General features: G+C 46.0%; 20 protein-coding genes and 1 tRNA gene. 13 read left to right on the plus strand and 8 right to left on the minus strand.

The window, feature by feature from the left end; genetic code table 11:
- Positions 1 to 136: 136 nt before the first annotated feature.
- A complete protein-coding gene (locus KD145_RS32440) occupies positions 137 to 262 on the plus strand; it encodes a hypothetical protein (RefSeq protein ID WP_256441268.1) in 126 nt (41 codons plus the stop codon).
- Between the two features lie 98 nt (positions 263 to 360).
- On the opposite strand, the gene KD145_RS04575 is transcribed toward KD145_RS32440, so the two are convergent.
- On the minus strand, positions 361 to 4,902 hold the full coding sequence (locus KD145_RS04575) for a PKD domain-containing protein (protein ID WP_212004730.1): 4,542 nt from the start codon (positions 4,900 to 4,902) through the stop codon (positions 361 to 363).
- A gap of 795 nt (positions 4,903 to 5,697) precedes the next feature.
- Complete coding sequence (locus tag KD145_RS04580) at positions 5,698 to 10,089, minus strand: T9SS type A sorting domain-containing protein (RefSeq protein ID WP_212004731.1); 4,392 nt, start codon at positions 10,087 to 10,089, stop codon at positions 5,698 to 5,700.
- Positions 10,090 to 10,951: 862 nt separating this feature from the next.
- Between KD145_RS04580 and KD145_RS04585 the strand changes: the two genes are divergently transcribed.
- Entirely contained in the window at positions 10,952 to 11,623 is a 672-nt protein-coding gene (locus KD145_RS04585) for a hypothetical protein (RefSeq protein WP_212004732.1), read from the plus strand.
- A gap of 526 nt (positions 11,624 to 12,149) precedes the next feature.
- The gene (locus KD145_RS04590; protein ID WP_212004733.1) at positions 12,150 to 13,160 is read left to right on the plus strand and encodes a YhcG family protein; all 1,011 of its coding nucleotides are present in this window, start codon (positions 12,150 to 12,152) and stop codon (positions 13,158 to 13,160) included.
- 205 nt (positions 13,161 to 13,365) lie between these two features.
- On the opposite strand, the gene KD145_RS04595 is transcribed toward KD145_RS04590, so the two are convergent.
- The 3 genes from KD145_RS04595 to KD145_RS04605 all read right to left on the minus strand — a co-directional run bounded on the left by KD145_RS04595 (position 13,366) and on the right by KD145_RS04605 (position 15,222).
- Positions 13,366 to 13,441 (minus strand) — tRNA-Lys (locus tag KD145_RS04595).
- A 100-nt stretch (positions 13,442 to 13,541) separates the two neighbouring features.
- Positions 13,542 to 14,285: a 23S rRNA pseudouridine(2604) synthase RluF gene (gene rluF / locus KD145_RS04600; protein ID WP_212004734.1), complete on the minus strand. Its 744-nt coding sequence runs from the start codon at positions 14,283 to 14,285 to the stop codon at positions 13,542 to 13,544.
- 25 nt (positions 14,286 to 14,310) lie between these two features.
- The gene (locus KD145_RS04605; protein ID WP_212004735.1) at positions 14,311 to 15,222 is read right to left on the minus strand and encodes an S-adenosyl-l-methionine hydroxide adenosyltransferase family protein; all 912 of its coding nucleotides are present in this window, start codon (positions 15,220 to 15,222) and stop codon (positions 14,311 to 14,313) included.
- A 129-nt stretch (positions 15,223 to 15,351) separates the two neighbouring features.
- Here KD145_RS04605 and KD145_RS04610 point away from each other — a divergent pair, with 129 nt between their 5' ends.
- The 5 genes from KD145_RS04610 to KD145_RS04630 all read left to right on the plus strand — a co-directional run bounded on the left by KD145_RS04610 (position 15,352) and on the right by KD145_RS04630 (position 19,246).
- Complete coding sequence (locus KD145_RS04610) at positions 15,352 to 16,221, plus strand: class I SAM-dependent methyltransferase (protein WP_212004736.1); 870 nt, start codon at positions 15,352 to 15,354, stop codon at positions 16,219 to 16,221.
- A gap of 10 nt (positions 16,222 to 16,231) precedes the next feature.
- Positions 16,232 to 16,444 carry a DUF2945 domain-containing protein gene (locus tag KD145_RS04615; RefSeq protein WP_249219739.1) on the plus strand — a complete coding sequence of 71 codons (213 nt, stop codon included), beginning with the start codon at positions 16,232 to 16,234 and terminating at the stop codon, positions 16,442 to 16,444.
- Positions 16,445 to 16,546: 102 nt separating this feature from the next.
- Positions 16,547 to 17,497 carry a zinc-binding alcohol dehydrogenase family protein gene (locus KD145_RS04620; protein WP_212004737.1) on the plus strand — a complete coding sequence of 317 codons (951 nt, stop codon included), beginning with the start codon at positions 16,547 to 16,549 and terminating at the stop codon, positions 17,495 to 17,497.
- Positions 17,498 to 17,591: 94 nt separating this feature from the next.
- Positions 17,592 to 18,086: a DinB family protein gene (locus KD145_RS04625; protein WP_212004738.1), complete on the plus strand. Its 495-nt coding sequence runs from the start codon at positions 17,592 to 17,594 to the stop codon at positions 18,084 to 18,086.
- A gap of 239 nt (positions 18,087 to 18,325) precedes the next feature.
- Positions 18,326 to 19,246 (plus strand): NAD(P)-dependent oxidoreductase, encoded by a 921-nt coding sequence (locus KD145_RS04630; protein WP_256441269.1) that lies wholly within the window; start codon positions 18,326 to 18,328, stop codon positions 19,244 to 19,246.
- Between the two features lie 69 nt (positions 19,247 to 19,315).
- Here KD145_RS04630 and KD145_RS04635 read toward each other — a convergent pair whose 3' ends face one another.
- Both KD145_RS04635 and KD145_RS04640 read right to left on the minus strand, forming a co-directional pair.
- Positions 19,316 to 19,930: an NADPH-dependent F420 reductase gene (locus tag KD145_RS04635; RefSeq protein WP_212004740.1), complete on the minus strand. Its 615-nt coding sequence runs from the start codon at positions 19,928 to 19,930 to the stop codon at positions 19,316 to 19,318.
- An 88-nt stretch (positions 19,931 to 20,018) separates the two neighbouring features.
- Entirely contained in the window at positions 20,019 to 20,603 is a 585-nt protein-coding gene (locus KD145_RS04640; protein ID WP_212004741.1) for a Crp/Fnr family transcriptional regulator, read from the minus strand.
- Positions 20,604 to 20,687: 84 nt separating this feature from the next.
- Here KD145_RS04640 and KD145_RS04645 point away from each other — a divergent pair, with 84 nt between their 5' ends.
- The 5 genes from KD145_RS04645 (at position 20,688) to KD145_RS04665 (ending at position 23,895) form a co-directional block, all read left to right on the plus strand.
- Entirely contained in the window at positions 20,688 to 21,494 is an 807-nt protein-coding gene (locus KD145_RS04645; RefSeq protein ID WP_212004742.1) for a helix-turn-helix domain-containing protein, read from the plus strand.
- 72 nt (positions 21,495 to 21,566) lie between these two features.
- Positions 21,567 to 21,947 carry a VOC family protein gene (locus tag KD145_RS04650; protein ID WP_249219740.1) on the plus strand — a complete coding sequence of 127 codons (381 nt, stop codon included), beginning with the start codon at positions 21,567 to 21,569 and terminating at the stop codon, positions 21,945 to 21,947.
- Between the two features lie 45 nt (positions 21,948 to 21,992).
- Positions 21,993 to 22,244: a hypothetical protein gene (locus KD145_RS04655; RefSeq protein ID WP_212004744.1), complete on the plus strand. Its 252-nt coding sequence runs from the start codon at positions 21,993 to 21,995 to the stop codon at positions 22,242 to 22,244.
- Entirely contained in the window at positions 22,178 to 23,335 is a 1,158-nt protein-coding gene (locus tag KD145_RS04660; protein ID WP_212004745.1) for a hypothetical protein, read from the plus strand. Before KD145_RS04655 ends, KD145_RS04660 begins: the two co-directional genes overlap by 67 nt.
- 62 nt (positions 23,336 to 23,397) lie before the next feature.
- A complete protein-coding gene (locus KD145_RS04665; RefSeq protein ID WP_212004746.1) occupies positions 23,398 to 23,895 on the plus strand; it encodes a hypothetical protein in 498 nt (165 codons plus the stop codon).
- A gap of 32 nt (positions 23,896 to 23,927) precedes the next feature.
- Here the strand turns inward: KD145_RS04665 and KD145_RS04670 are convergent, their stop codons facing one another.
- A complete protein-coding gene (locus KD145_RS04670; RefSeq protein ID WP_212004747.1) occupies positions 23,928 to 24,479 on the minus strand; it encodes a GNAT family N-acetyltransferase in 552 nt (183 codons plus the stop codon).
- Positions 24,480 to 24,488 lie beyond the last annotated feature (9 nt).

A 24,488-nucleotide genomic window follows, 5' to 3' on the forward strand; every position in this document is an offset into this window, starting at 1 on the left:
AAAGCCGCGTAAATCCTACGATTTAAGCGGCTTTAATTTCCTTTGATATTCTTGCAGTGATCCCGCTGGGATTACGCTTAGCCATATTCAACTGGCGGCCCTATTACGGAAGGCAAGCGATATTATCACCCATGCGGTGAAAAAGAAAGTACAAGACATACCCGCCTTTGTAAAGAAAACCTTTCACCCGGCCTTTGATACTGCCACACTGGAAGAAAAGGCCCAACAGGCGGCGGCCCTCAACCCAAAAAGCAACACCTGATAGCATTGAGAAAACAACAGCTAAATGGAATAAATTATAGGTAAAAACACAAAACCCGCCGTAGTGGCGGGTTTGCAAAAGTCTGTTACTGATCATTATCAGTTCTTAATAACTTCAAAGTTTTGTATTTGACCATCTGTTCCTGTGATTTTTACGACGTATACACCATTTGTCCAGTTGTCTGTACCAATGGTTTTCGTTGTTTCAGCAATTGTTGCCTGATAAATGCACACGCCAATACTGTTATAAACAGCAATTATCTTTTTGCCTGTCATTCCTGTAATGGTGAGCACATTATGCACAGGGTTAGGATACACTGATATTTTTTCCTTGGCATTGAGCAGGGAAGCTTGCGTACCTGCTAACCGTGCTGCTGATCCAACAGTTAAAGTAACGCTGTTGGAAGTAACCTTAGGGCAGGAACCATTGGTGACAGTGAGACGCCACTGCCGGCCATTTTGCGTAGCAGCATTCACTGTTTTCGTGAGCGTTGATGTGGTAGAACCGGAAGCAGTGCCATCAGACCAGGAGCCATCGGCTTCATTGTACCAATCGGATCCCCATTTGGTTTCCCATTGATAGGTATTGCCGGAACCAGCAACTCTAGCACTGAAAGTGGCTGTACTGTCAATAGGTACCGTTGCTGAAACAGGTTGTATAACGATGGCAGCACCTGCAAGGGTAAGCATTACCTCTCTGGAACTAATCGAACTACAAGATCCATTGCCAACCATCAGTCGCCGCAACTGGTTGTTTTGCGTAAAAGCATTCACTGATTTCACCAGGGTTGGTGTAGTTGAACCTGTAACGTCTCCGTCGTTCTTGGAACCATCGGTTTCATTAACCCAGATGCCATCACCTTGGTAGGCTTGCCATTGGTAACTAGTGGCTGTCCCCGATATAATTGCACTAAAGGTAGCATTGCTGCCCATGCATGTTGTTGCAGACACCGGATCTGATGTGATAGCAGCAGTACCGACCACGGTAAGCTTTACCGTATCAGAAGTAAGTGCACCACAAGTTCCATTGCCACTAATCTGGAGACGCCACAGCTGGCCGCATGGCGTAGAACCATTCACCTCTTTCACCAGGGTTGGTGTAGTTGAACCTATAACGTCTCCGTTGGTCTTGGGACCATCGGTTTCATTAACCCAGACCCCACCCTGGAGGGTTTGCCATTGGTAGGTAGTATTCCCCCCTGTAGCTGCACTAAAGACAGCATTGCTGCCCACGAGTGCTGCTGCAGACACCGGCTGTGATATAATAGAAGCATCGGCAAAGGTAAGCATCACCGGATTGGAAAGGATGGTGCCGCAAGTAGGATTATTAACCTGCAGGCGCCATTGCCGGCCATTTTGCGTAGAAGCATTCACTGTTTTAATCAGCGTTGCTGATGTTGAACCTGTAACAGCACCATCTCCCCAGTTGCCATCTCCTTCATTGCCACCGTCAATGCCTTGCCATTGATAGGTATTACCTGTTCCTGCCACGGTGGTACTAAAGGTGGCTTTGTTACCAATACAGATTGTTGCTGAAACTGGTTGTTTCGTGATCGCTATACAGGAAGACGAGATGCTCACACTGTCGAAAACAGCAGTTGCGAGCTGGCCGTTATAATGATTCGTAACAGCAAGGCCAATCCTTACAGCAGCATTCATTGTTACGGTAGTAGTATTAGTTAAGGTCCAGTTGATCCCATCGGGTGAACTGTAACCTGTGAACTGGTCACCTGCCCGTACAAGTTTTACCCAATATGGTGTAGGCGTGCTTGCAACCCCTTGTACGTTTGAAGAAGAACCACCGGTAGAAGCTCTGTGCTGCATATTAACACCGAAGCCTGGTGTTACTGTAATGAACACATATTTACTATCAGCACCGGTAGTTTCCCGGATCATCACACCAGCCTTTGACCAGACGTTGGCACCATTAAGGCTTACTACTTTTGCAGTAATTTGTCCGTTACCGTTCAGCGTAGTGTCATTGAACCTGAACTGGTCTGAATTATCCCACACATCAGCACCAGATGCATAAACCGTGAAACGTTTTTTGACTGACTGATAACAGGTTGATCCAGCTATTGCCGGGCTTCCAATATCTTCGGATGTCCAGCCTGGCGCACTGTCTTGACAGCAAATGGGATCATAAGTGATAAACTTGGAAAGTGTTTGTGTACTGGTTCCATACTGGTCTGTAACGGTTAATGTCACATCATAACTACCTGCCGAAGTAGCAGAATAGTTGACCACCGGTGTCTCTGAGGTAGAAGTAGATGGTGTGCCTCCGGGGAATTGCCAGGAATAGGTCGCCCCGGTACCTCCATTGCTCACCACACTGTAATCCCGGAATTGTACAGTTGGAGATTGGCAACTGGGATTTTTTGTACTGGCAGATATTTGTGCCTTCGTGGAAGAATGTTCGTACAGGTCATGATCCCAGGCACCTCTGGTGGTACCGATCAATAATTTTTCTTTGTAATAATTGATAAACAGGTTACTTACGTCCAGCATCGGTAGTCCTGTGCCTAGTTTCTGCCAGTCGGGCATACTATTATTCCTATAGAAAACACCTGATTTATTCCCCACATAAACACCGCCACTGGTGCCCCGTTGAAAAATTATTTTTGAAATAGGATCTGAACCAAGCCTATTTGTAGTGAGGTTAGTATAAGTAACACCACCATCTGTTGAATGTAATACTTTGCAGGTGCTCTGCACTCCCGAATAAGTTACCCATATCTCATTAGGATTCGCATCGCTCACTGCCACATCACTGATGTTCCTTACATCTGCGCCGGTTACTGATGTATTGGGTGTGATATCAGTCCAGGTTACGCCGCCGTCAGCAGTTTTCCATAAATAGTTACTGGAAGGGGAAACGATACAATAAATGCGATTGGTATCACTCATACAGATTTTTTCGCTCATTAACCTGTCGTTGAAAGTATACACCACCTTGCTGATAGTAAGGCCATTGTCGTCGCTTCTGATCAGGGACCTCTTCCAGGTTTCTCTGGTGCTGGCAGGAATAGTATTGGGGCTTTCCCCTTCAGTGTGGCTTACCATCGTATTAAACAGATTAGGATGATATGACAGGTTATTGATCCAGTACTTGCCAGGATCCACCTCGGAAGGAGCGGCTGTAAATGTCCCGATTCCTGTTCTTGTTACATAAGTAGCACCATATCCCCTGGTAATCACATGAATACTGTCGAGTGGGTTCACATCAGTACTTTGCTGATCGGCTCCCAATACAGTGTACCACCCCCCGTTCCCGGCATGATCGCGAATAGTAAGAGGGCCGTGATTACAGCCGGCAGCCAGAATATCAGACTTAAAGGAGGCACCAAAACCCCAAAGTTCAATATTTGAAATGCCGGCAGAAACATTATAAAAAGTGGCGCCTTTGTCGCTTGATACAACGGTTTCTCCATCAGTCCCCACCATCACTTTACCATTGACAATATGTATTGACCTGATATCGGCGTGCATCGCGTTGGAAGTAGCAAAAGTTTGCCCGTTATCTGTTGAATAATGAACTTTAGATTCGCCATAGGTACCATAAACGATGTTATTGGAATTATTGATATCCATGGCTATGGCTTCACATCCTGAATTATTGACCATATTTTTCCGCAGGAGCGTTGTAAATCCCGTGTTCACATCCGTTTGATACAACTGCATATAGGAATAATCGCAGTCTAAAAAAGCAAAAACAGCAGATGGTTGATCTGTTGCTGTCGCAATTGTTATGTATTTTAAGTTTTGACTCGGAATGTCTGATGGAATAGTAATACTTGCCAACATAGTAAAGTTCGCACCCTTGTCTGTGGATGCATAAATGGTAGCTTTGTTGCTATTCTCTGATCCATCTATAAAAAAAACATGGTTTTGGTCGTTATTGCTCCATTCCATGATTCCGCCGGCATTATTGGTATAGCCATCTGCCCTAATGTTATTCAGGGAAGATAAAACGGAAGTCCATGTGGTACCACCATCCGTTGACCGGTATACTGAATTACCCCAGCGAGCCACAACAATATTTGGATCGGAAGGAGACACTGCGACATCGGTTCCCTTGCCTGAAGAATAAGCAGCACTATTAAGTCCGGTCACAGCCCAGGTATAACCTCCGTCAATGGACTTGATGACTGCAGATTCTGAAATGGCATATACGATGTCTGTGTTGGCGCGGCAAACAACGATATCAAAATACCGGTTATTGGGCATGTTACCGTCTACAAGATGCCATGCAATTCCTCCATTGGATGATACCCAAAGGCCACCGGTCACAAAACTGATGAACATTTTTTGCTGGTTGGTTGGATCCATCCGTACACAATAAGAGTATCCTCCCCTTACAGATGCATAACCACCTGGTAATGTTTGATTACGCGGACCGATCATACGCCAGTCTCCCGCCATCGTGTCCGTAACATTGGAGGTTGGAGCAATACCTGCACGAAGGTGTTGATAGTCAAAAGCAGGAGGCGCCTGTACTCTTCCCTTACTATCCAGGTAATAAATATTTTTCCTGAACCACACTTCTCCCGTTTCCCTGGGGCCTTCCGCCTGCGGATGCCGCTTCATATACCGGTCAAATTTTTTCCGGATGCTGAAATAGTTGGCATGTGGCTTTTGCATTGATTTATACCATCGGGTTTTCTTAAATTCCTGGTCATGTTGCTCATCTTCTTCGGTTTCATGATTAGTCTGAACCGTTCGTTGTGAATGGGCAAATTGAAATACTCCCAGGCATAGTACAGTAAGGATAAAATTTTTGATCATGAGGGAACAAATTCGTAAGGTTGTGAAAATAGATTGTTTGATAAATACCAGCCTCAAACCGGCATAAGCGTAATGGCTGACAGTTTTTTGTTGAGACGATACAATACAGTATACTTTCAAGACGGGGGTCAATCCTAAGAAAGCAAGCCTACATCATTCATTGTGATTTTTTTGTGTGCAGTCGGGTTTGTCATTGTTTAAATTGTATTTAGGTAAAATAGTCACTGTTTTGTGCTCCGATACAAAATATTAATACTGATAAACTGAGATAGAGAATGAACAAACAAGAGGGCTTATCAACACTTCTTTTGTAATGATTCAATATCGCTTTTTAGATTGGGTAATCAAAGCCTGACATACCTTTTAGGGAATGTCAGAGGATTAGGGATTAGGGATATCAGATTCCCTACCGGAAAATAATATTTTTTTTTCTATTCCTATTCGATTTCTAAATATTTTTTTGAAAGCATGGACACATGATGGGGAATAGCCTGAGTGGCCACGATAACGATAACCATAACGGATGTACGTAATCCTGATAAGAGTATCTGGCAGTATTGAGAAAACAACGGCTAAATAGAATACATTATAGACAAAAACACAAAACCCGCCGTAGTAGCGGGTTTTGCAAAAGTCTGTTACAGATCTTTATCAGTTCTTAATAACTTCAAAGTTTTGTATTTGACCATCTGTTCCCGTGATTTTTACGATGTATACACCATTTGTCCAGTTGTCTGTACCAATGGTTTTCGTTGTTTCAGCAATTGTTGCCGAATAAATGCACACGCCAGTACTGTTATAAACAGCAATTATCTTTTTGCCTGTCAATCCTGTAATGGTGAGCACATTATGCACAGGGTTAGGATACACTGATATTTTTTCCTTTGCATTGAGCAGGGAGGCTTGCGTATTTGCTAACCGTGCTGCTGCAACAGTTAAAGTAACGATGTTGGAAACGACCTTAGGGCAGGAACCATTGGTGACAGTGAGACGCCACTGCCGGCCAGATTGCGTGTAGGCATTCACTGTTTTCGTGAGCGTTGATGTGGTAGAACCGGAAACAGCGCCATCAGACCAGGATCCATCGGCTTCATTGTACCAACTGAATCCCTGATTGGTTTCCCATTGATAGGTATTGCCGGAACCGGCAGCTGCAGCATTGAAAGTGGCTGTACCGCCAATGGGGACCGTTGCTGAAACAGGTTGTGTAGTGATGACTGTACCCGCAACGAAAAGCGTTACTATATTAGAAATAGCACTACAAGTTCCATTGTTAACCAGGAGGCGCCACTGCTTACCGTTTTGCGTAGAAGTATTCACCACTTTCACCAGAGTTGGTGTAGTTGAACCTGTAACATCTCCGTCGGTCTTGGGACCATCGGTTTCATTAACCCAGACGCCACCTTGGTTGGTTTGCCATTGGTAAGTATTGCCTGTCCCCGATGTAGCTGCACTAAAGACAGCATTATTGCCCATACAGACTGTTGCAGACACCGGCTGTGATGTAATAGTAGCACCGGTTACCGTAAGCGTTACCGGATTGGAAAGGATGGTACCGCAGGTAGAATTAGTAACCTGCAAGCGCCATTGCCGGCCATTCTGAGTATTACCATTCACTGTTTTAATCAGCGTTGGTGATGTTGAACCTGTAACAGCACCATCAGACCAGCTGCCATCACCTTCGTTGAACCAGCCATTACCGTTATTGCTTTGCCACTGATAGGTATTACCAGTTCCCAACACAGCGGCGGTAAAGCTGGCATTGTTGCCAATACAGGTTGTTGATGACATCGGTTGTGTGGTGATTGCTATACAGGAAGACGATACACTCACACTGTCGAAAACAGCAGTCGCGAGCTGGGTGTTATCATGATTGGTAACAGCAAGACCGATCCTTACTGCAGCATTCATCGTTATGGTAGTACTACTAACTACGCTCCAACTGATTCCATTGGGCGAACTGTAAGCAGTGAACTGGTCACCTGCCCGTACAAGTTTTACCCAATATGGCGTAGGCGTGCTTGCAGTCCCTTGTACGTTTGAAGTATAACTACCGGTAGTAGCCCTATACTCCATATTAACTCCGAAGTTTGGCGTTATTGTAACGTACACATGTTTACTATCAGCACCGGTAGTTTCCCGGATCATCACACCAGCCTTTGACCAGACGTTGGTACCATTAAGGCTTACTACTTTTGCAATAATTTGTCCGTTACCGTTCAGCGCAGTGTCATTGAACCTGAACTGGTCTGAATAATCCCATACATCGACACCAGATGCCTTAACCGTGAAACGGTTTATGCTTGACTGATAACAGGTTGATCCAGCTATTGCCGGGCCTCCAATGTCTTCGGATGTCCAGCCCGGTGCACTGCTTTGACAACAACCGGTTGGATTATAAGTGATAAAGTTGGAAAGTGTTTGCGCATTGGTTCCATATTGGTCTGTAACGGTTAATATCACATTATAACTACCTGCCGCAGCACCAGAATAGTTGACCACCGGTGTTTCTGAGGTAGAAGTAGATGGTATGCCTCCGGGGAATTGCCAGGAATAGGTGGCCCCGGTACCTCCATTGCTCACCACACTGTAATCCCGGAATTGTACAATTGGAGATTGGCAATTGGGACTTTTTGTACTGGCAGATATTTGTGCCTTCGTGGAGGAATGTTCGTACAGGTCATGATCCCAGGCACCTCTGCTGGTACCGATCAATAATTTCCCTTTATAATAATTGATAAACAGGTTTCGTACTTCCAGCATCGGTAGTCCTGTGCCTAGTTTCTGCCAGTCGGACATACTATTATTCCTATAGAAAACACCTGATCTATTCCCCACATAAACACCGCCACTGGTGCCTCGTTGAAAAATTATTTTTGAAATAGGATCTGAACCAATCGTATTTGTAGTGAGGTTAGTATAAGTAGCACCGCCATCTGTCGAATGTAATACTTTGCAGGTGCTCTGCACTCCCGAATAAGTTACCCATATCTCATTAGGATTCGCATCGCTCACTGCCACATCACTGATGTTCCTTACACCAGTGCCGGTTACTGATGTATTGGGCGTTATTTCTGTCCAGGTTACGCCACCGTCGGCAGTTTTCCATAAATGGTTATTGGAAGGGGAAACGATACAATAAATGCGATTGGTATCACTCATACAGATTTTCTCGCTCATTAACCTGTCGGTGAAAGTATACACCACCTTGCTGATAGTAAGGCCATTGTCGTCGCTTCTGATCAGGGATTTCTTCCAGGTTTCTTTGGTGCTGGCAGAAACAGCATCCGGGTAGTCACCTTTAGTGTGGCTTACCATCGTATTAAACAGATTGGGATGATATGACAGATTATTGTACCAGTCTTCCCTGCCAGGATCCACCTGGGAAGGAGCGTCTGTAAATGTCCCGATCCCTGTTCTTGTTACACAAGTAGCACCATATCCCCTGGTAATCACATGAATACTGTCGAGCGGGTTCACATCAGTATTTTGCTGATCGGCTCCCCATACAGTGTACCAGCCTCCGTTCCCGGCATAGTCGCGAATAGTGAGAGGGCCGTGGTTACAGCCAGCAGCCATAATATCAGACTTAAAGGAAGCACCAAAACCCCAGAGTTCAATATTTGAAATACCGGCAGAAACATTATAAAAAGTGGCGCCTTTGTCGTTTGATATAACGGTTTCTCCATCATTTCCCACCATCACTTTACCATTGACAATATGAATTGACCTGATGTCGTAGTGCATCGCGTTGGAAGTAGCAAAAGTTTGCCCGTTATCTGTTGAATAATGAACATTATATTCGCCATAGGTACCATAAACGATATTATTGGAATTACTGATATCCATGGCTATGGCATCACATCCTGAATTATTGACCATATTTTTCCGCAGGAGCGTTACAGCTTTCGTGTTCACATCCGTTTGATACAACTGCATATAGGAATAACCGCAGTTTAAAAAAGCAAAAACAGCAGATGGTTTATCTGTTGCTGTCGCAATTTTTATGAATTTTAAGTCTTGCTTCGGAATGTCTGATGGAATAGTAATATTTGCCAACACAGTAAAGGTCGCACCCTTGTCTGTGGATGCATAAATGGTAGCTGTGGAGCTACCCAATGCTGCATCTATAAAGAAAACATATCTTTGGTCGTTATTGCTCCATTCAAGGATCCCACCGGTACTATTGACATAGCCATCTGCATTAATGTTATTCAGGGAAGATAAAACGGAAGTCCATGTGGTACCTCCATTCGTTGACCGGTATACTGAATTTCCCCAACGAGCCACAACAATATTGGGATCGGCAGGAGACACTGCAACATCGATTCCCTGGCCTGAAGAATAAGCAGAACTATTAAGTCCGGTCACAGCCCAGGTATAACCTCCGTCAGTGGACTTGATGACTGCAGATTTTGAAATGGCATATACGATATTTGTATTGGCGGGGCAAACAACGATATCAAAATAATCGTTATCGGGCATGTTGCTGTCTACAAGATGCCATACAATTCCTCCATTGGATGATACCCAAAGGCCACCGGTCTGAAAACTGATGAACATTTTTTGCAGGTTGGTCGGGTCCATCCGTACACAATAGGAGTATCCTCCTCTTGTAGATGCAGCACCACCTGGTAATGTTTGATTACGCGGACCGATCATACGCCAGTCTCCCGCCATCGTGTCCGTAACATTGGAGGTTGGGGCAATACCTGCGCGAAGGCGTTGGTAGTCAAAAGCAGGAGGCGCCTGTACTCTTCCCTTACTATCCAGGTAATAAATATTTTTCCTGAACCACTCTTCTCCCGTTTCCCTGGGGCCCTCCACCTGCGGATGCCGCTTCATGTACCGGTCAAATTGTTTCCGGATACTGAAATAGTCGGCATGTGGCTTTTGCATTAATTTATACCATTGGGATTTTTTAAATTCCTGGTCATGTTGCTCATTTTCTTCGGTTTCATGATTAGTCTGAACCGTTCCCTGAGAATGGGCAAATTGAAATACTCCCAGGCATAGTGCTGTAAGGATAAAATTTTTGATCATAAGGGTACAAATTCATAAGGTTGTGGAAATAGATTGGTTGATAAACACCAGCCTTAAACCGGCATAAGCGTAATGGCTAAGCTAACAGGGTCTTGTTGATGCGATGCAAACAATATACTTTCAAAAAGGGGTCAGTCCTAAGAAAGCAAGCTTACATCGTTCATTGTAAATTCTTTGTGTGCAGTCGAGTTGGTCATAGTTTTAGTTGCATTTAGGTAAATAGTCACTGTTTTGTGCTCCGATACAAAATATTAATACTGATAAACTGAGATAGAGAATGAACAGACGAGAGGGGCTTATCAACACTTTCTTTTGCAATGATTTAATATCGCGTTGTAGATTGGGAAATCAAAGCCTGACACACCTTTTAAGGAATATCAGTGGATTAAGGGATAATGGATTCGATCGTATCAGATTCCCTACTGGAAAATAATAATTTTTTTCCTATTCTTATTCGATTCCTGCATATTTTTTTGATAGCATAGGCACATAATGGGGCTAAGCAATTATTCTGCAGATATATAACATAGTACACTACTGCTGGTTCTGTATTTCCCATAACAGCAACCGGTGCGAACATATCAGGGTATCTGAGGCTTAGATAAAAAGCATATCGATGTAGTGTATTAATGATATCTCCTGTATTAGCAGTGGGGGTAGTGCGCAGGCTGGCCATCAACATATGTGATACATGATGTTGACGCAGATTTTCTAACAATTGGGGGATCGAATAGATGACAATTTCCCGGTGGCTATTATTTTGATAATCTGATCCTTTTGCTGTAAAACCGGCTAACTGCACACTTTCCCTCTCCCATGAAAGTTTGAAATATTTTCTCTACATTCACTCAAACCTCTCCCTATGCGTTTAAAGTTGCTGACTTTATCGATCCTGTTATTCATAACCACCGAAAAAGCACACCCCCAATCCCCCATTCCGCCAGCCAAAGAAAAAGTCTTGCTGCAGATGGACTTCGACGATCCCGCTAATCCAATGGTGCCCAATATCATTCATGGTGATACTGCCTCCGCCGTCGTGCAGAACGGGTACTATGTCCTGGATGCCCAAAAGGCCAACCGCTTCTGGGCGCCGAGATTGAGTACACCTGCCGAATACGTGCCCACCTGCAACATCCTGGAAATGAAAATGAAGGTAGTTGCAGATTCTCCCCAGGCCAAATACGGGATCTTGTGGAATTCCGTCCAAAAGACACCCGGGATCTTCAATGAATTTGACTTTTGGGTCTATTCAACAGGTCAATATATCATATTTGCAAAGGCGAATGACTCCGCCTATAAGGTCTCTGAATTTACAGAATGCCCTTGTATAAATAAGGGAACTTCGGCATATAACACTTTACGCATCGAAGAAATACATAGCGGGGAGTTTCGATTTTTCATCAATGGTCAAATGGTACGCCAGGCAGTGTTAATGGTTCCCCAATTTACTACCTTTGGATTTTATTCAGATGCTCATACGACATTGTATGTTGACTATGTAAAATTTGCTGCGCGAGCCGATCAGAATAACTAAAACAACATTTACAGGGACAATCTATCCAATACTTCGGATCAATCCGTCCTCCACAACTTTTTGACTTAATCCTCTATTTTACATTTTTCTTCAAATGATCACATAATAGTAGGAAAGTGCGAAAATCTCCCTATGGATATTTCGTATCTAAATATGAGAAACAAATTGAGGTTATATAGAAGGAATTTGGCTAAACGCTCAACTAAAAAACAAAACCCCGCGCCATGCGCGAGGTTTGTAAGTTGTCTGTGATCCCGCTGGGACTATATCAAAGGCTTAATTAGCGCTGCTTTTCGAGGATTTATAAGCTAGTGTATCCGAATTTGTATCCTTCTGGAATAGTTTTCTTTATACCGGAGTGAAAACTCATGCTCAATTTTATACATCAATTATCATTTTTACATTAAAAAATGTTATTGGTGAGTTAACCTTCTTTTATTCACATAACGAAGAGATTTCCTGCACAACTACTTATTAATTTTCACCTGTAAGGACGACGATTGCTATCAAATGCAAAACAATTAAAATGACCAACAAAGCTTATAGAGAATGGCTGGTGGAAATAAAAAACAAGGTAAAACAAGCTCAATTAAAGGCAGTTTCCAATTTCAATATAGTTTTAATAGAACTTTATTGGGAGCTGGGAAAGGAAATTATCTCCAAACAAACTGAATACAAATGGGGAGAGAATTTTCTGGAACAATTGTCTATCGATCTCAAAAAAAGTTTCCCACAGATCAATGGTTTCTCTCGCAGAAATTTGTATACAATCAGACAATGGTATATTTTCTTTTCTCATCAATTTGAATTTGTGCCACAGCCTGTGGCACAATTGCCCTGGTCGTACCAACGACTGTTAATTTCTAAAATTAAAGACCTGGAAACAGTAGTTTTATATGCCAAAGCCACCCATAAAAATGGTTGGTCAAGGAATCAATTAGAAATTAATATTAAACATAATTATCATTTAAGACAAGGAAAGGCTGATCACAATTTCGAATCAACTCTTCCTAAACCACAGTCTGATCTGGCAGCAGAGACTATTAAAGATCCATACCATTTTGATTTTCTTGGATTGGAAGAGAATGCGCAAGAGCGAGAGATTGAACTTGCCCTAACGCAGAAGATTACCCACTTTATGCTGGAGCTGGGAAAGGGTTTTGCCTTTGTTGGCCGTCAATATAAATTAGAAATCAGTGATTCAGATTATTTCCTGGATTTGTTATTTTATCATCTGCACCTACGCTGTTTCGTAGTCATAGAATTAAAAGCAGGAAAATTTCTACCTGAATATGCAGGCAAATTGAACTTTTATCTTTCTGCGGTAGATAGTAAATTAAAACACATAACCGATAGCCCATCTATCGGAATAATATTATGCCGATTAAAAGATAAAATAGAAGTGGAATATGCGCTTCGCGATTTAAATAAACCTATTGGCATTAGTTCTTTTGAGTTATCAGAAATAATCCCTGATGACCTTAAAACTCAACTCCCCACAATTGAAGAAATGGAAAGGGAATTAATGGACAAGTAAGGTATTTTTCCTTATTTGAGACCAAGTAATATTCTTTGCTGATATGACTTTACCAGAAAAAGGGATACATTAGACGAGAATTATTTACTGTATCCTTTTTTGTATCCTTTCAGATTCGTTTGATATGGTTTACCTTTCTAAGGTAAAGCAAAAAGCCGCATAAATCCTACGATTCAAACGGCTTTAATTTTCTTTGATAATCTTGTGGTGATCCCGCTGGGACTCGAACCCAGGACCCATACATTAAAAGTGTATTGCTCTACCAACTGAGCTACGGAATCCTTTACTGTATTGCTGTTTAGCGGGTGCAAAAATAGGAATTAAATTATCACTTCCAAATTTTTTTCAAAAAAACACCCGTCTAAACGTCAGGCATATACGTTATTCATCCATACCGCCACTATCATCGCCGCCAGCGGTCTTACTGCTGGAAGCCACCATGGTATTGATATTGGCGACTTCTTCCTTAGTGAAGTAACGCCACTTTCCGGGAGCTAGATCTTTCAGTGTCATATTCATGATACGCACTCGTTTGAGTGTCTCCACATTATATCCGAGCACTTCGCACATACGGCGGATCTGTCGGTTGAGGCCCTGGGTAAGGATGATACGGAAACGGTTAGGACCTTCCTGCTGTACAAAACATTTCTGTGTAACGGTACCTAGGATCTTCACACCGTTGCGCATCGCCTTCACAAACTCCAGGGTAATAGGTTGGTCTACCGTTACGATATATTCTTTTTCGTGCTGGTTGCCGGCACGCAGGATTTTGTTGACGATATCGCCATCGTTGGTAAGGAAGATCAGTCCTTCCGAACGCTTGTCCAGCCGGCCGATGGGGAATATGCGGGATGGAAAGTTAACGTAGTCGATGATATTGGTTTTGTCTTTCAGGTCGGTGGTACAAGTGATACCTTTGGGCTTGTTGAGTGCGATGTACACAGAAGTTTTCTTTTTCTTCAGTGGCTCCCCGTCTACCTCTACCACGTCGCCGGCCTTTACCCTGTTACCTTTGGAGGCGATGTTATCATTGATGGTCACACGGCCCTGTTCAATGTATTTGTCTGCCTCTCTCCTGCTGCAGAAGCCGGTTTCGCTGATATATTTATTAATACTGATATCCATAAAGATGCTTAAAATGGAACGCAAATTACTTAAAACGATCCAGAATTACTTCCACACTCCATTCGCTGCCGCTGCCAATATGATAGGTTTCGGCCAGGGAGGCCATATTAAGGGCAAATGACAACTGCATCAGACTGTTCAGGTATGCGAGGGGTTTACCTTCGGGAACGGCTCCGAAAGTCTCGCTGTAGGGCGCTTTCAGGGTGGCTATTTTTTTATGTTGATGATAGAAGGTGACTTCCAGGATGTCACCGTACTTTGGATGCAGCTGTTCCAGCAGCGATGCGTTGATGTTGGTCCATACGTTTCCGTATTGGATATCGAGGATGGGAATATTGCCTTTCAGCACTTTCCCTTCCAGAGTGGCCTGCTGGTAGGGCAGCGTCACCACCTGTGCGGGCAATGCAGGCCCTACCTGTTCAAAGGTGATAGTACCTGCTGCCAGGCGGGCGGCGGTGTAGGCGTATACATCACGTCCATGGAAGGTGTAGGACTGACCGGAGCCTTTGCGCCGGTTGACGGCTTCGTCTATCTCCCTCACTTCAGCAATCCCTTCGGAGGCAGCCACCAGCGTGAGAGTGCCGTTATCCGGCGTGACAATAAAATGCCCTTTGCGTGTTTTCAGTACAACCGACTTGCGGCTGGTGCCTACACCAGGGTCTACCACAGAAACAAACACCGTCCCTTCCGGCCAGTAAGGTACCGTCTGTTCCAGCCGGAATGCGGCCTCCCAGATATTATAAGCCGGTATTTCATGGGTGAGGTCATACAGCTTCAGATCGGTGGACACGGTGTTCGCTACGCCTTTCATAGCAGATACGGCTCCGTCTTTTAATCCGAAGTCGGATTGAAAAACGACAATTTTATTTTGGGCCTTCAACGAATGGACCACCAGCAGCATACCCAGTGTTATCCAATAAGCGATAAATTTTTTCATCGTTATATATAGTTAGAATATAACGAATTTAACTGCTTTATCAACACAGCGCGCCTCTTCACGGAAAAATGAAATAACGTAAATTTAGATTGGAAGAAACAATCAACCGAAAAACCTCAATTCATAACGATGAGTAAAACAACACGCGACTACAACACTATCAGTCCCTCTGCCAGAAGCCTGCTGCTGATGAAAGGCCTGACAGACATCCCCTATGCCCGTGAAGCTGCCCAACTGATGATGGCCCCGGAACCGTACATCCCTGACTACAGCCGCACTGAGCCTGGCTTCTGGGCACGGGTGGTACATTTCGAAAACCGCTACCACAGCATCGATCAGCTACTGAATGGCCTCCCCGTGAAGAATATCCTGGAACTCTCTTCCGGGTTCTCTTTCCGCGGACTGGCTGTCACCCGGCAGCAGGATGTGCATTATATTGACACCGACCTACCTGATCTGATTGTTACCAAACAACGCTTTACCCAGGCGCTGCTGGAAAACCATCCGCCACTGACCGGCCAACTGGAAACACTGCCGTTGAATGCACTTGACGAACAGCAGTTCAGCGCTGTCATCAGCCGCTTTGCCCCCGGCCCCGTGGCGGTTGTCAACGAAGGACTGCTGATGTACCTCGACAATCAGGAAAAAACAGCACTGTGCAACATGATCCGGGGTGTGCTCGAAAAACGGGGCGGGTACTGGATTACAGCAGATGTGTATATCAAAAGGGACCGCGCCCTGGAAGCATTCCTGCCCGCCAACGATCAGCTGCACAACTTCTTTGAACAACATCATATTCACGACAACATGTTCGACAGCTTTGAGGCGGCGGCCGCATTCTTTGAAGAAGCCGGCTTTGTTATTGATCAGGAAGCACAGATTGATTATACCCGTCTCACCGCTTTCGATCATCTGCTTAAAAACACCTCCCCGGAAATACTGGGCAGAATGAGGCAGGGAGGCCGGACACAAACCACCTGGCGACTTAAACTTCCTTAAAAAAACCTAAATGATGGAAAAACATTTTAAGGTAGGCGATCACGTTACCTGGAATTCGGAAGCCGGCAGGGTCACCGGTACTATCATCCGCATACATACTTCCGACTTTCAGTACAAAGGATACACCCATCATGCGTCCCGTGAAGACCCGCAATATGAAATCAAAAGTGATAAAACCGACCATATCGCAGCCCATAAGGGCCAGGCCCTGAAGAAGCTGTAAGGCCGGTACTTTCATAAAGAACAAGTCACTTTCATGGAGGAAAGGGATAGTGAGCCTTCAGACACAATCTTCCATCTTTGTGGTGTCAATAAAAACATCCACATGAAAGCGATTAATATCAAGGCTTACGGCACCCCCGAAGTACTGGAGGTGACCGAACAGGAAATGCCCGTGCCTGCACCAGATGAAGTACTGGTGAAAGTAAAGGCTATCGGCATCAATTATGCAGACCTGCTTATCCGCAAAGGCATATATCCTATGATCCCACAGTTTCCGGCCATTATGCCCGGGGAGATAAGCGGAGAAGTAATACAAACCGGCAGTGCAGTATCCCACCTGCAGCCAGGTCAGCAGGTTACCGGATACGCTCCCGGCGGATATGCAGCCTATGCAGCTGTTCCCGCCGCAGGGCTCACTGTGCTGCCCCACGGTCTGGAACCATCCAGGGGCCTGCTCTCTCAGGCACTCACCGCGCAACATCTCCTGGAACAGGCAAGCGGGTATCAGTCAGTGGTGATCACGGCAGCAGGCGGCGGCGTAGGCTCCAATGCCGTACAGCTGGCCAGGATCAGAGGCGTAAAACAGATCATTGCCATCACAGGTAGCACCCATAAACATGACTACGTACGCTCCCTTGGCGCCACACATACCCTCAGCACTGAAGATCCATCCTGGCTTCAGCAACTCACTGCCATTACCGGCCACGGTGCCGATCTGATCCTCGACGCCACCGGCGGCGATACGACCTCCGCACTGGTACAGGCCCTCGCCGTCAACGGGACGCTGATCGTATATGGCAGCACTTCCACTCAGCCTGCCAACCTGAATCCGCAGGAGCTCATCATGAAATCCGCCAGGGTAATCGGTTCTACCGTATATAATATCCCTCCCGAACAACGGCAGCAATGGCTCGCCTATCTCATCGGACTGACAGAAGCGGGTCAGCTGAAAGGACAGGTCAACTCCTACCCTTTTACCGCTGTAGCCCAGGCCCATCAAGACATTGAGCAACGGCGCACTACAGGCAGAACCATACTGGTGTTTCCCGATTAAAAATTTTTTTCATCCTGCTGACATAAGGTTGTCACCACCCTTCAGTTACCTTTGGATTGTAAACAATATCACACTATCTAAAGACATTACAACTATGGAAAACACCATCGCTACCAACGAAAAGACCATCACCGCCCTCACCAGCAAAGGATTACGGGAACACTGGGAAGGACACCGCCGTCTCACCCGCCGCCTGCTGGAGGCTTTCCCGGAAGAACATTTCTTTAGCTATTCCATCGGCGGTATGCGCCCCGTTGCTGCGCTGGCCATGGAGCTCATTAACATTACCGGCCCTGGTATTCCCGGAGCGGCCACTGGCAACTGGAACCTTGTAGCCAGACACGACCTGCCCAGCACCAAACAGGCGATCCTCGACCTCTGGGACCAGAACACCGCCCTTATCAGCGAATACTGGCCACAGATCACAGAAGAACGATTCCAGGAAGAAGATGTGGCCTTCGGCAACTATCCCGGAACAGTCATCTCTCTCCTGATGTATTTCATCGATAATGAAATACACCACCGTGGTCAGATATATGTCTACTTCCGTGCTCTCGGACTGGAAGCCGCACCTTTCTACGAAAGATAAGTCAGTAGCGGAAACATGCATGCCGAGGACTTCACAGACCACACACCGGTCTGTGAAGTCTTCGGCATTTCAGATATAGAGCTATCCAAAAAGAAGCTGCCGGTAGTCTTCCAACTCGCGGAGCTGCATATTGATCACCCGTGCCGGTGCTTCCGATAACATATTCCCCTATCCCTTTAGCGGATCATAGGGAATAATTTCTCCTTACTGAATAATTATTCCCTTATTGTCCAGGGCTAATGGATGGCGCACTTTTGCATAGTAAAAATGAATCAGCTATGCAAACAAAAACAACCAACAAAGTGACTGTTATCGGTCTGGGTATGATGGGATCTACACTGGCACAACTGCTGCTCGACAGCGGCCATGCCGTTACTATATGGAACCGCAGCAGCAACAAGGCAGCGGCACTTATCGAACAGGGAGCTGTGCTGGCAGCCAGTCCGCAGGAAGCCGTGGCGGCCAGTCCCCTGGTAATCATCTGTGTAATGGGTTATGCGGCCACCATGAATATTCTGGATACACCAGCCGTGGCAGCCGCCCTTGCCGGGAAAACGGTGATACAACTCAGCAGCACCAGTCCCAACGAAGCACAACAAACCGCCGACTGGGCTATTGCACAGAGAGCTATTTATCTGGATGGCGCTATACAAGCGGCTCCCAGCCAGATGGGCCGGCCCGATACGCCTATCTTTTTCTCCGGCGACCAACAAGCCTTTGAAAAATATAACGACACCCTTCGTGTATTTGGCGGAGGTCTTACTTACCTGGGACCTAAGGCCAGCCAGGCTTCTGCAGTAGACCTGGCCACCCTCTCCTATATCTATGGCTCCGTGCTGGGATTCTTCCACGGCGCCCATATCATGGAAGCCGCCGGTCTTTCTGTGGACGATTACAGCACGCTGGTAGCGGGCATCACGCCTTCTTTCGGGGATTTCCTGCAACATGAAGGCAAAATGATACATCGTAATGACTTTTCTATTTCCGAAAGTCCGCTCAGTATTTCTATTGAAGCCGTAGGACGTATCCTGCAACAGGCCAGGGAAGCCGGTATCAACGACAGCTTCCCCCAATATGCCAACAATATGATGCAGCAGGGAGCTGCCGCCGGTTATGCAGGGGAAGAACTGGCAGCACTGATCAAAGTACTGCGCCAGTAATAAAAAAACCGTGTGCGTCCCTAAGTGAGGATGCACACGATTTTACGTATAGCCTTGACAGTGATAAGCCTACAGCTCCATTTCCAGCTTCACCAGATGCAACCCTGCCAATGGTCCACCGGGGAAATGCTGCATCACACCACCCTGCACCAGTCCGCCCAGGTCAACGCCGGCAAGCCCCATTTTGTCGAGTAACTGACCGGTGACTACTTTGGCATCCTGGTCATCTCCCGAAAAAAATATGACCCGCTTACCTTCCTGAGAAGCAGGCGTAGCACTGATCAACGCAGGAGGCAGGGTATTGAATATTTTCACCACTGCGGCTCCCGGTACATGAGCAGCCACGATTTCACTGGAAGTTTTACCGCCCAGGTCGGGGATAATAAATTCAGGGAGGATTACGGGATTGAGCGTATCCAGCACAATTTTGCCGCGGAGGTCCGGCAGTCCGGCCGTAGCCGCCTCCAGGTACTGCCATTGTACAGACAGCAAGATAATATCAGCAGTGGCAGCGGTGTGCCGGTCGGTAGCCGTTATGCCCGGATGTGAAGCTGCAAACTCCTGTAAGGAAGCCGGTCCCCGGCTGTTGCCGATCATCACTTCATAACCAGCTGCTGCAGCCGCTTTTGCAAAAGCCTGCCCAATGGCACCGGCTCCGATAACACCTATCTTCATACTTTTCATGGATAATTGATTAAAACAATACCGCAAAATTAGGAAGAGTGTGAGGTGGTGACCAATGATAAATGATAGGAAAAAACCTTGACAAATATCAAGACTTATGGCGGTTTTGAGTGGCACGGACACGGCTCAACGTTTCCGGCGTTACGCCCAGGTAGGAAGCAATCATATGTAGCGGCACCCGGTTCAACAGGCCGGGATATTTTTCCATAAACTGCCGGTAACGTTCTTCCGCACCCATACTGATAGCCGCCTGTATGCGGTCGTTGGCCGCCATCAGGCTCCGGTGGATGAGGGTTTCCGCCATCTTCTTCAGCTCCGGTATCTGTTGTTGCAGTCGTTCAAAATCTTCTCCCGTAAACATCACCACAGTAGTATCTTCCATCGCATCAATATTAATAGTGGCTGGAAGTCCTGACATCAGGCTTTGCCGGTCACCCGCCCACCAGTTTTCGGGTGAGAACCGCATGATACGTTCGATCCCCTTGTCATCAATAAAATAGGCTTTCAAACATCCCTTACATACAAAAGCATAGTGCTTCCATACTTCTCCCTGATGCAACAGAAACCGGCGCCGCCTCAGCAGCCTGACTGTGCTGCAGGATCTGATCAGGGCAATATCTTCCGGGGTGAAGGTACCTTTGTTTTGCAGGTATGTGGTGAATACGTCGAACATGATGCTGAATAAGAACCTCCAAATGTAAAGTTGATTTTACAAACAGCCAAGTATGCCGTACCTTTCAAGCGGAAAACCTACTGTATGCATACCCTTCCGGACATCCGGCAGCTGTTCAGGCCAGTACAGCCTGCAATAGATCAGGAGCAGGTCAGCTACCAGGAACAGCCACCTTCACTCCTGCTGTCAAAATATATTTACTGCTACTGGCAACTAAGCTCCTGTGGCCCGCTGGCTACTCCTTTCACCTATCGTGTGGTAGCAGATGGCTGCATAGATCTGTTTTTTAATACAGATACACCGGAAGATTTTTATATCATGGGATTTTCCACCACTTATACGGAGTTCCCGCTGGACAACCCTTTCAACTATATCGGTATTCGTTTTCTGCCTGCAGCCTTTCCTTTGCTATTTCGTATCGATGCAGCCGAACTGACCAACCGGTTTGAAGCGTTAAAAACCGTAGCACCGGCTTTATCAAAAGGGCTGACACAACAGGTACAGACCCATCAGCAGCTTTCCTCGCTGCAGCCATTGCTGGATAACTATTTCGGAGCTATACTATCCCAAACGTTTCATGAAGCAGACAGTCGTTTTTTTGATGCACTGGACCTGATCCTGAAAGCCCATGGTACCCTCAATCTCAATACCGATCTGCATACCGGTATCAGCCCCCGGCAGCTGCGGCGTCTGTTTGATTTTTATATCGGCAGCTCACCAAAGACTTTCAGTAAAGTAGTACGGTTCCAGCATATTCTGCATGCCAAACCTTCTGCGCGGAGTCTTCGGGAAAACAAATTTTTTTATGATGCCGGCTATTACGACCAGGCCCATTTCATCAAAGAATTTAAAACCATGTACGGCCTCACACCCACCATCGCACTCCGGTAAAGTTTGTCCGTTTTTTACAATACCAGCCAACGGGATTCCCGCAATTTTGTATCATCAACAAAAATGAACAAGATGAAATTAAACGCCGGTATCATTACCCACAAGATTAAAGAAAGCAAAGATTTTTATACACAGGTGCTGGACTTTGGTGTCACCTTCGAAAATGATTTTTACCTGCTGATGCATACCCCCGGCCATGAAGCAGCGCTTAGTTTCCTACTGCCGGAACACGCGTCACAACAACCGCTGTTCCAGCCAGCCTTTCAGGGAAAAGGTGTTTATCTCACCATTGAAGTGGAAGATGTAAAAAGTGTATATGAAACAATTCAGAAAAAGGGAGTACCGATCAAAATTGCATTGAGGGAAGAACCCTGGGGCGACCATCATTTTGCGATAGAAGATCCTAATGGTGTAGGTATCGACATCGTTCAGTATACCGCACCAGAAAACTGAATCAATTTTTTGGTACATTTAGCAGGACTGTAAAAACCTATGTCAATGCAACGTTTTATCCTCCTGCTCCACGTAATTATCTTGTATAGTCAACTGCCACTGAAAGCACAACAAACAGAAAAAGGATATTTCAACCCGAAAGATTCAGGCAATTGCTACCTGGCCATTCCTCCGCTTTCAGGAAAAATAAAGGGAACACTCGTGCTGTTTGCCGGTTTCACCGGCATGCTGTGGGTAAGTACCAGCTGGATACTACCCGCATTGCATTCGCCGGCTTTGGCATTCCGGGCAATCTAATTATCCGGTATGCAGAACTGTGCTTCGAAAAACCTGCACAATTTCCGGTACGCCCCAGGGCGGTGATCGGTGTGGACTGCAACCTGGACCTGCCCGAACTCTGGCGCTGGAGCGAACGACAGGCACAACAAAATTTTAACCAGGAAGATGTGGAGACAGGGAAATTTTTGCTGGGAATGCTGAAGGAGCAGCTAGGCTCCCCAACAGACAATCCCACTGCCTATGCGGCCGTTACACCCTACCAGCGCGCCATCAAAACCATCGGCCATGAACAATACCTGAAAAATGTGCCGGTGAGATTGTATTACGATACAGACATAGAATGGCGCATCACCAATAACCGCCAGGCTTATGATGACACCAACCTTCCTGAAGGTTCCGATTTTATTTGCCGCTTACGAGCCTTAGGCAATGCCGATGCAGCATTCGTCAGCGCCAAACATCCGGGTTACAAGAGTAATGGCATCAGAACGGTGACTACCTTATCTATTGTAGACGAAATTGACTGTATCAGATGGCTCAAAGAGAAGATGAATATTTTTGATGCCGCCACCTGGGTGCCGCCATACACTTTATCTGTCCCCGATAAATGGGGTACAGAACGTTTTGACTTTCCGGTGGAATTTGCACCTGGTATACCCTACAAAGGAGTGGAAGACCTGCGTTTTGCCCCGGGATGGGGAGAGACAAGCAGCCCCGAACACTGGAGCTACACCTTCCTCTGGTGGCTGGAAGGACAGCCAGTCATCAACGCAGCCAGTATCCGGCAACACCTTACGGAATACTACAACGGACTTGTAGGCAGAAATATCATCAGCAGAAAAATACCCGGGGATAAACTGGTGCCGCTCAAAGTGCAGATTACATCCACCCAAACCCAGCCCAATGATATAGCGACCTACACAGGCACTGTACATATGCTCAATTATATGGCCCAGACGCCCATCACACTGAACAGCATTATACATGTGCGGTATTGCAACACACAACAGCGCACTGCCGCATTCTTTGAAATATCACCCAGGCCTTACACAGATACTATTTGGCAAACCATGAACGGACTCTGGACGGGCTTCTCCTGCGGGAAATAAATTTTGTCGTTTTTTTCCAAAATCAGCCATCATCCACCTCCTACTTTTGTATAAAAAACAATATGGAAAAAAGATGGCACTTAAGCCTGGCCCTGCTCCTGTTGCTTTTCACCAGTACCAAAGCTCAAACAGTAAAAACGATTACAATGGCACTTCCCGCACAAACATTAAGCATTACTGTACTTCGTCCGGCAAACGACGTGTATACGTACCTGTCAGCGCCTGCTAATTTTTCCGAATGGGCTGCCGGCCTCTGTAAATCAATAACCCCTTCGGCACAGCCAGACACCTGGAACATTGTCATGGCCAATGGTAACAATGCCACGGTACGTTTTACACCATACAACGCATTCCGTGTTCTGGACCACTACGTATATCCTCCATCCGGACAGGAAGTGTATATGCCTATGCGGGTACTGGACAACGGCAACTCCAGTGAGATTCTGCTCACCGTCTACCGCCAGCCGGACATGACCGATGAGGTGTATGCATCAGATCTGAAGACTGTAAAACGGGACCTTGAAAAGCTCAAGACGGTATTGGAACAAAAAACACAATAACAGCCAACGGCGCTCTTCACGGGGCGCCGTTTTTATAATCCGTAAGTCATATAAAACGCTACTTCGCCGGGACAGGACACCGGATCATACAGCTTGAGGTGAACACCCGAAACCGAGAATCCATGCTTTTTATAAAATGTCACTGCCGGTACATTGGTGTTCTGCGTTTCCAGCTCCAGCAGCCTTACGCGCAGTTTTGCGGCATGTTGTATGATCGCCTGCATCAATCTGGAGCCAATCCCTTTTCGTCTTCCGGTGGCGGCTACCGTTAACTGTGCAATGTAGAGCGTATTGTTCCATTGCCGCTCTTCCCCGATGATGAAGCCCAACAATCCTCCTTCTTCATAGGCTGCAAAAGAATGTCCCTGCGCCAGCACTTCATTCAGTTCATCCAGCTCCTCATCGCTGGTATGCCAGGTTTTATGGACAGGCTTGTCCAATGTTGTCAACCGGAAATCAAAAACAATATGTTCATTGTCAGGCTGCGGCACAGGTATATACGCCAGTTCAGAGGTATAACCATTACGCCCCAACGATCGTATATCCGTAATGGTGAGGTTTTTAAGTGGTGAGATAGTAAGCATGAAAAGTCC

The organism is Chitinophaga sp. HK235, from assembly GCF_018255755.1.
Taxonomy (GTDB): domain Bacteria; phylum Bacteroidota; class Bacteroidia; order Chitinophagales; family Chitinophagaceae; genus Chitinophaga.

Coding starts and splice junctions, on each gene's coding strand:
- KD145_RS04575 (WP_212004730.1), bottom strand. CDS start 4,902: ATGCAAAAGCCACATGCCAACTATTTCAGCATCCGGAAAAAATTTGAC.
- KD145_RS04580 (WP_212004731.1), bottom strand. CDS start 10,089: ATGATCAAAAATTTTATCCTTACAGCACTATGCCTGGGAGTATTTCAA.
- KD145_RS04585 (WP_212004732.1), top strand. CDS start 10,952: ATGCGTTTAAAGTTGCTGACTTTATCGATCCTGTTATTCATAACCACC.
- KD145_RS04590 (WP_212004733.1), top strand. CDS start 12,150: ATGACCAACAAAGCTTATAGAGAATGGCTGGTGGAAATAAAAAACAAG.
- rluF (WP_212004734.1), bottom strand. CDS start 14,285: ATGGATATCAGTATTAATAAATATATCAGCGAAACCGGCTTCTGCAGC.
- KD145_RS04605 (WP_212004735.1), bottom strand. CDS start 15,222: ATGAAAAAATTTATCGCTTATTGGATAACACTGGGTATGCTGCTGGTG.
- KD145_RS04610 (WP_212004736.1), top strand. CDS start 15,352: ATGAGTAAAACAACACGCGACTACAACACTATCAGTCCCTCTGCCAGA.
- KD145_RS04615 (WP_249219739.1), top strand. CDS start 16,232: ATGATGGAAAAACATTTTAAGGTAGGCGATCACGTTACCTGGAATTCG.
- KD145_RS04620 (WP_212004737.1), top strand. CDS start 16,547: ATGAAAGCGATTAATATCAAGGCTTACGGCACCCCCGAAGTACTGGAG.
- KD145_RS04625 (WP_212004738.1), top strand. CDS start 17,592: ATGGAAAACACCATCGCTACCAACGAAAAGACCATCACCGCCCTCACC.
- KD145_RS04630 (WP_256441269.1), top strand. CDS start 18,326: ATGGATGGCGCACTTTTGCATAGTAAAAATGAATCAGCTATGCAAACA.
- KD145_RS04635 (WP_212004740.1), bottom strand. CDS start 19,930: ATGAAAAGTATGAAGATAGGTGTTATCGGAGCCGGTGCCATTGGGCAG.
- KD145_RS04640 (WP_212004741.1), bottom strand. CDS start 20,603: ATGTTCGACGTATTCACCACATACCTGCAAAACAAAGGTACCTTCACC.
- KD145_RS04645 (WP_212004742.1), top strand. CDS start 20,688: ATGCATACCCTTCCGGACATCCGGCAGCTGTTCAGGCCAGTACAGCCT.
- KD145_RS04650 (WP_249219740.1), top strand. CDS start 21,567: ATGAAATTAAACGCCGGTATCATTACCCACAAGATTAAAGAAAGCAAA.
- KD145_RS04655 (WP_212004744.1), top strand. CDS start 21,993: ATGCAACGTTTTATCCTCCTGCTCCACGTAATTATCTTGTATAGTCAA.
- KD145_RS04665 (WP_212004746.1), top strand. CDS start 23,398: ATGGAAAAAAGATGGCACTTAAGCCTGGCCCTGCTCCTGTTGCTTTTC.
- KD145_RS04670 (WP_212004747.1), bottom strand. CDS start 24,479: ATGCTTACTATCTCACCACTTAAAAACCTCACCATTACGGATATACGA.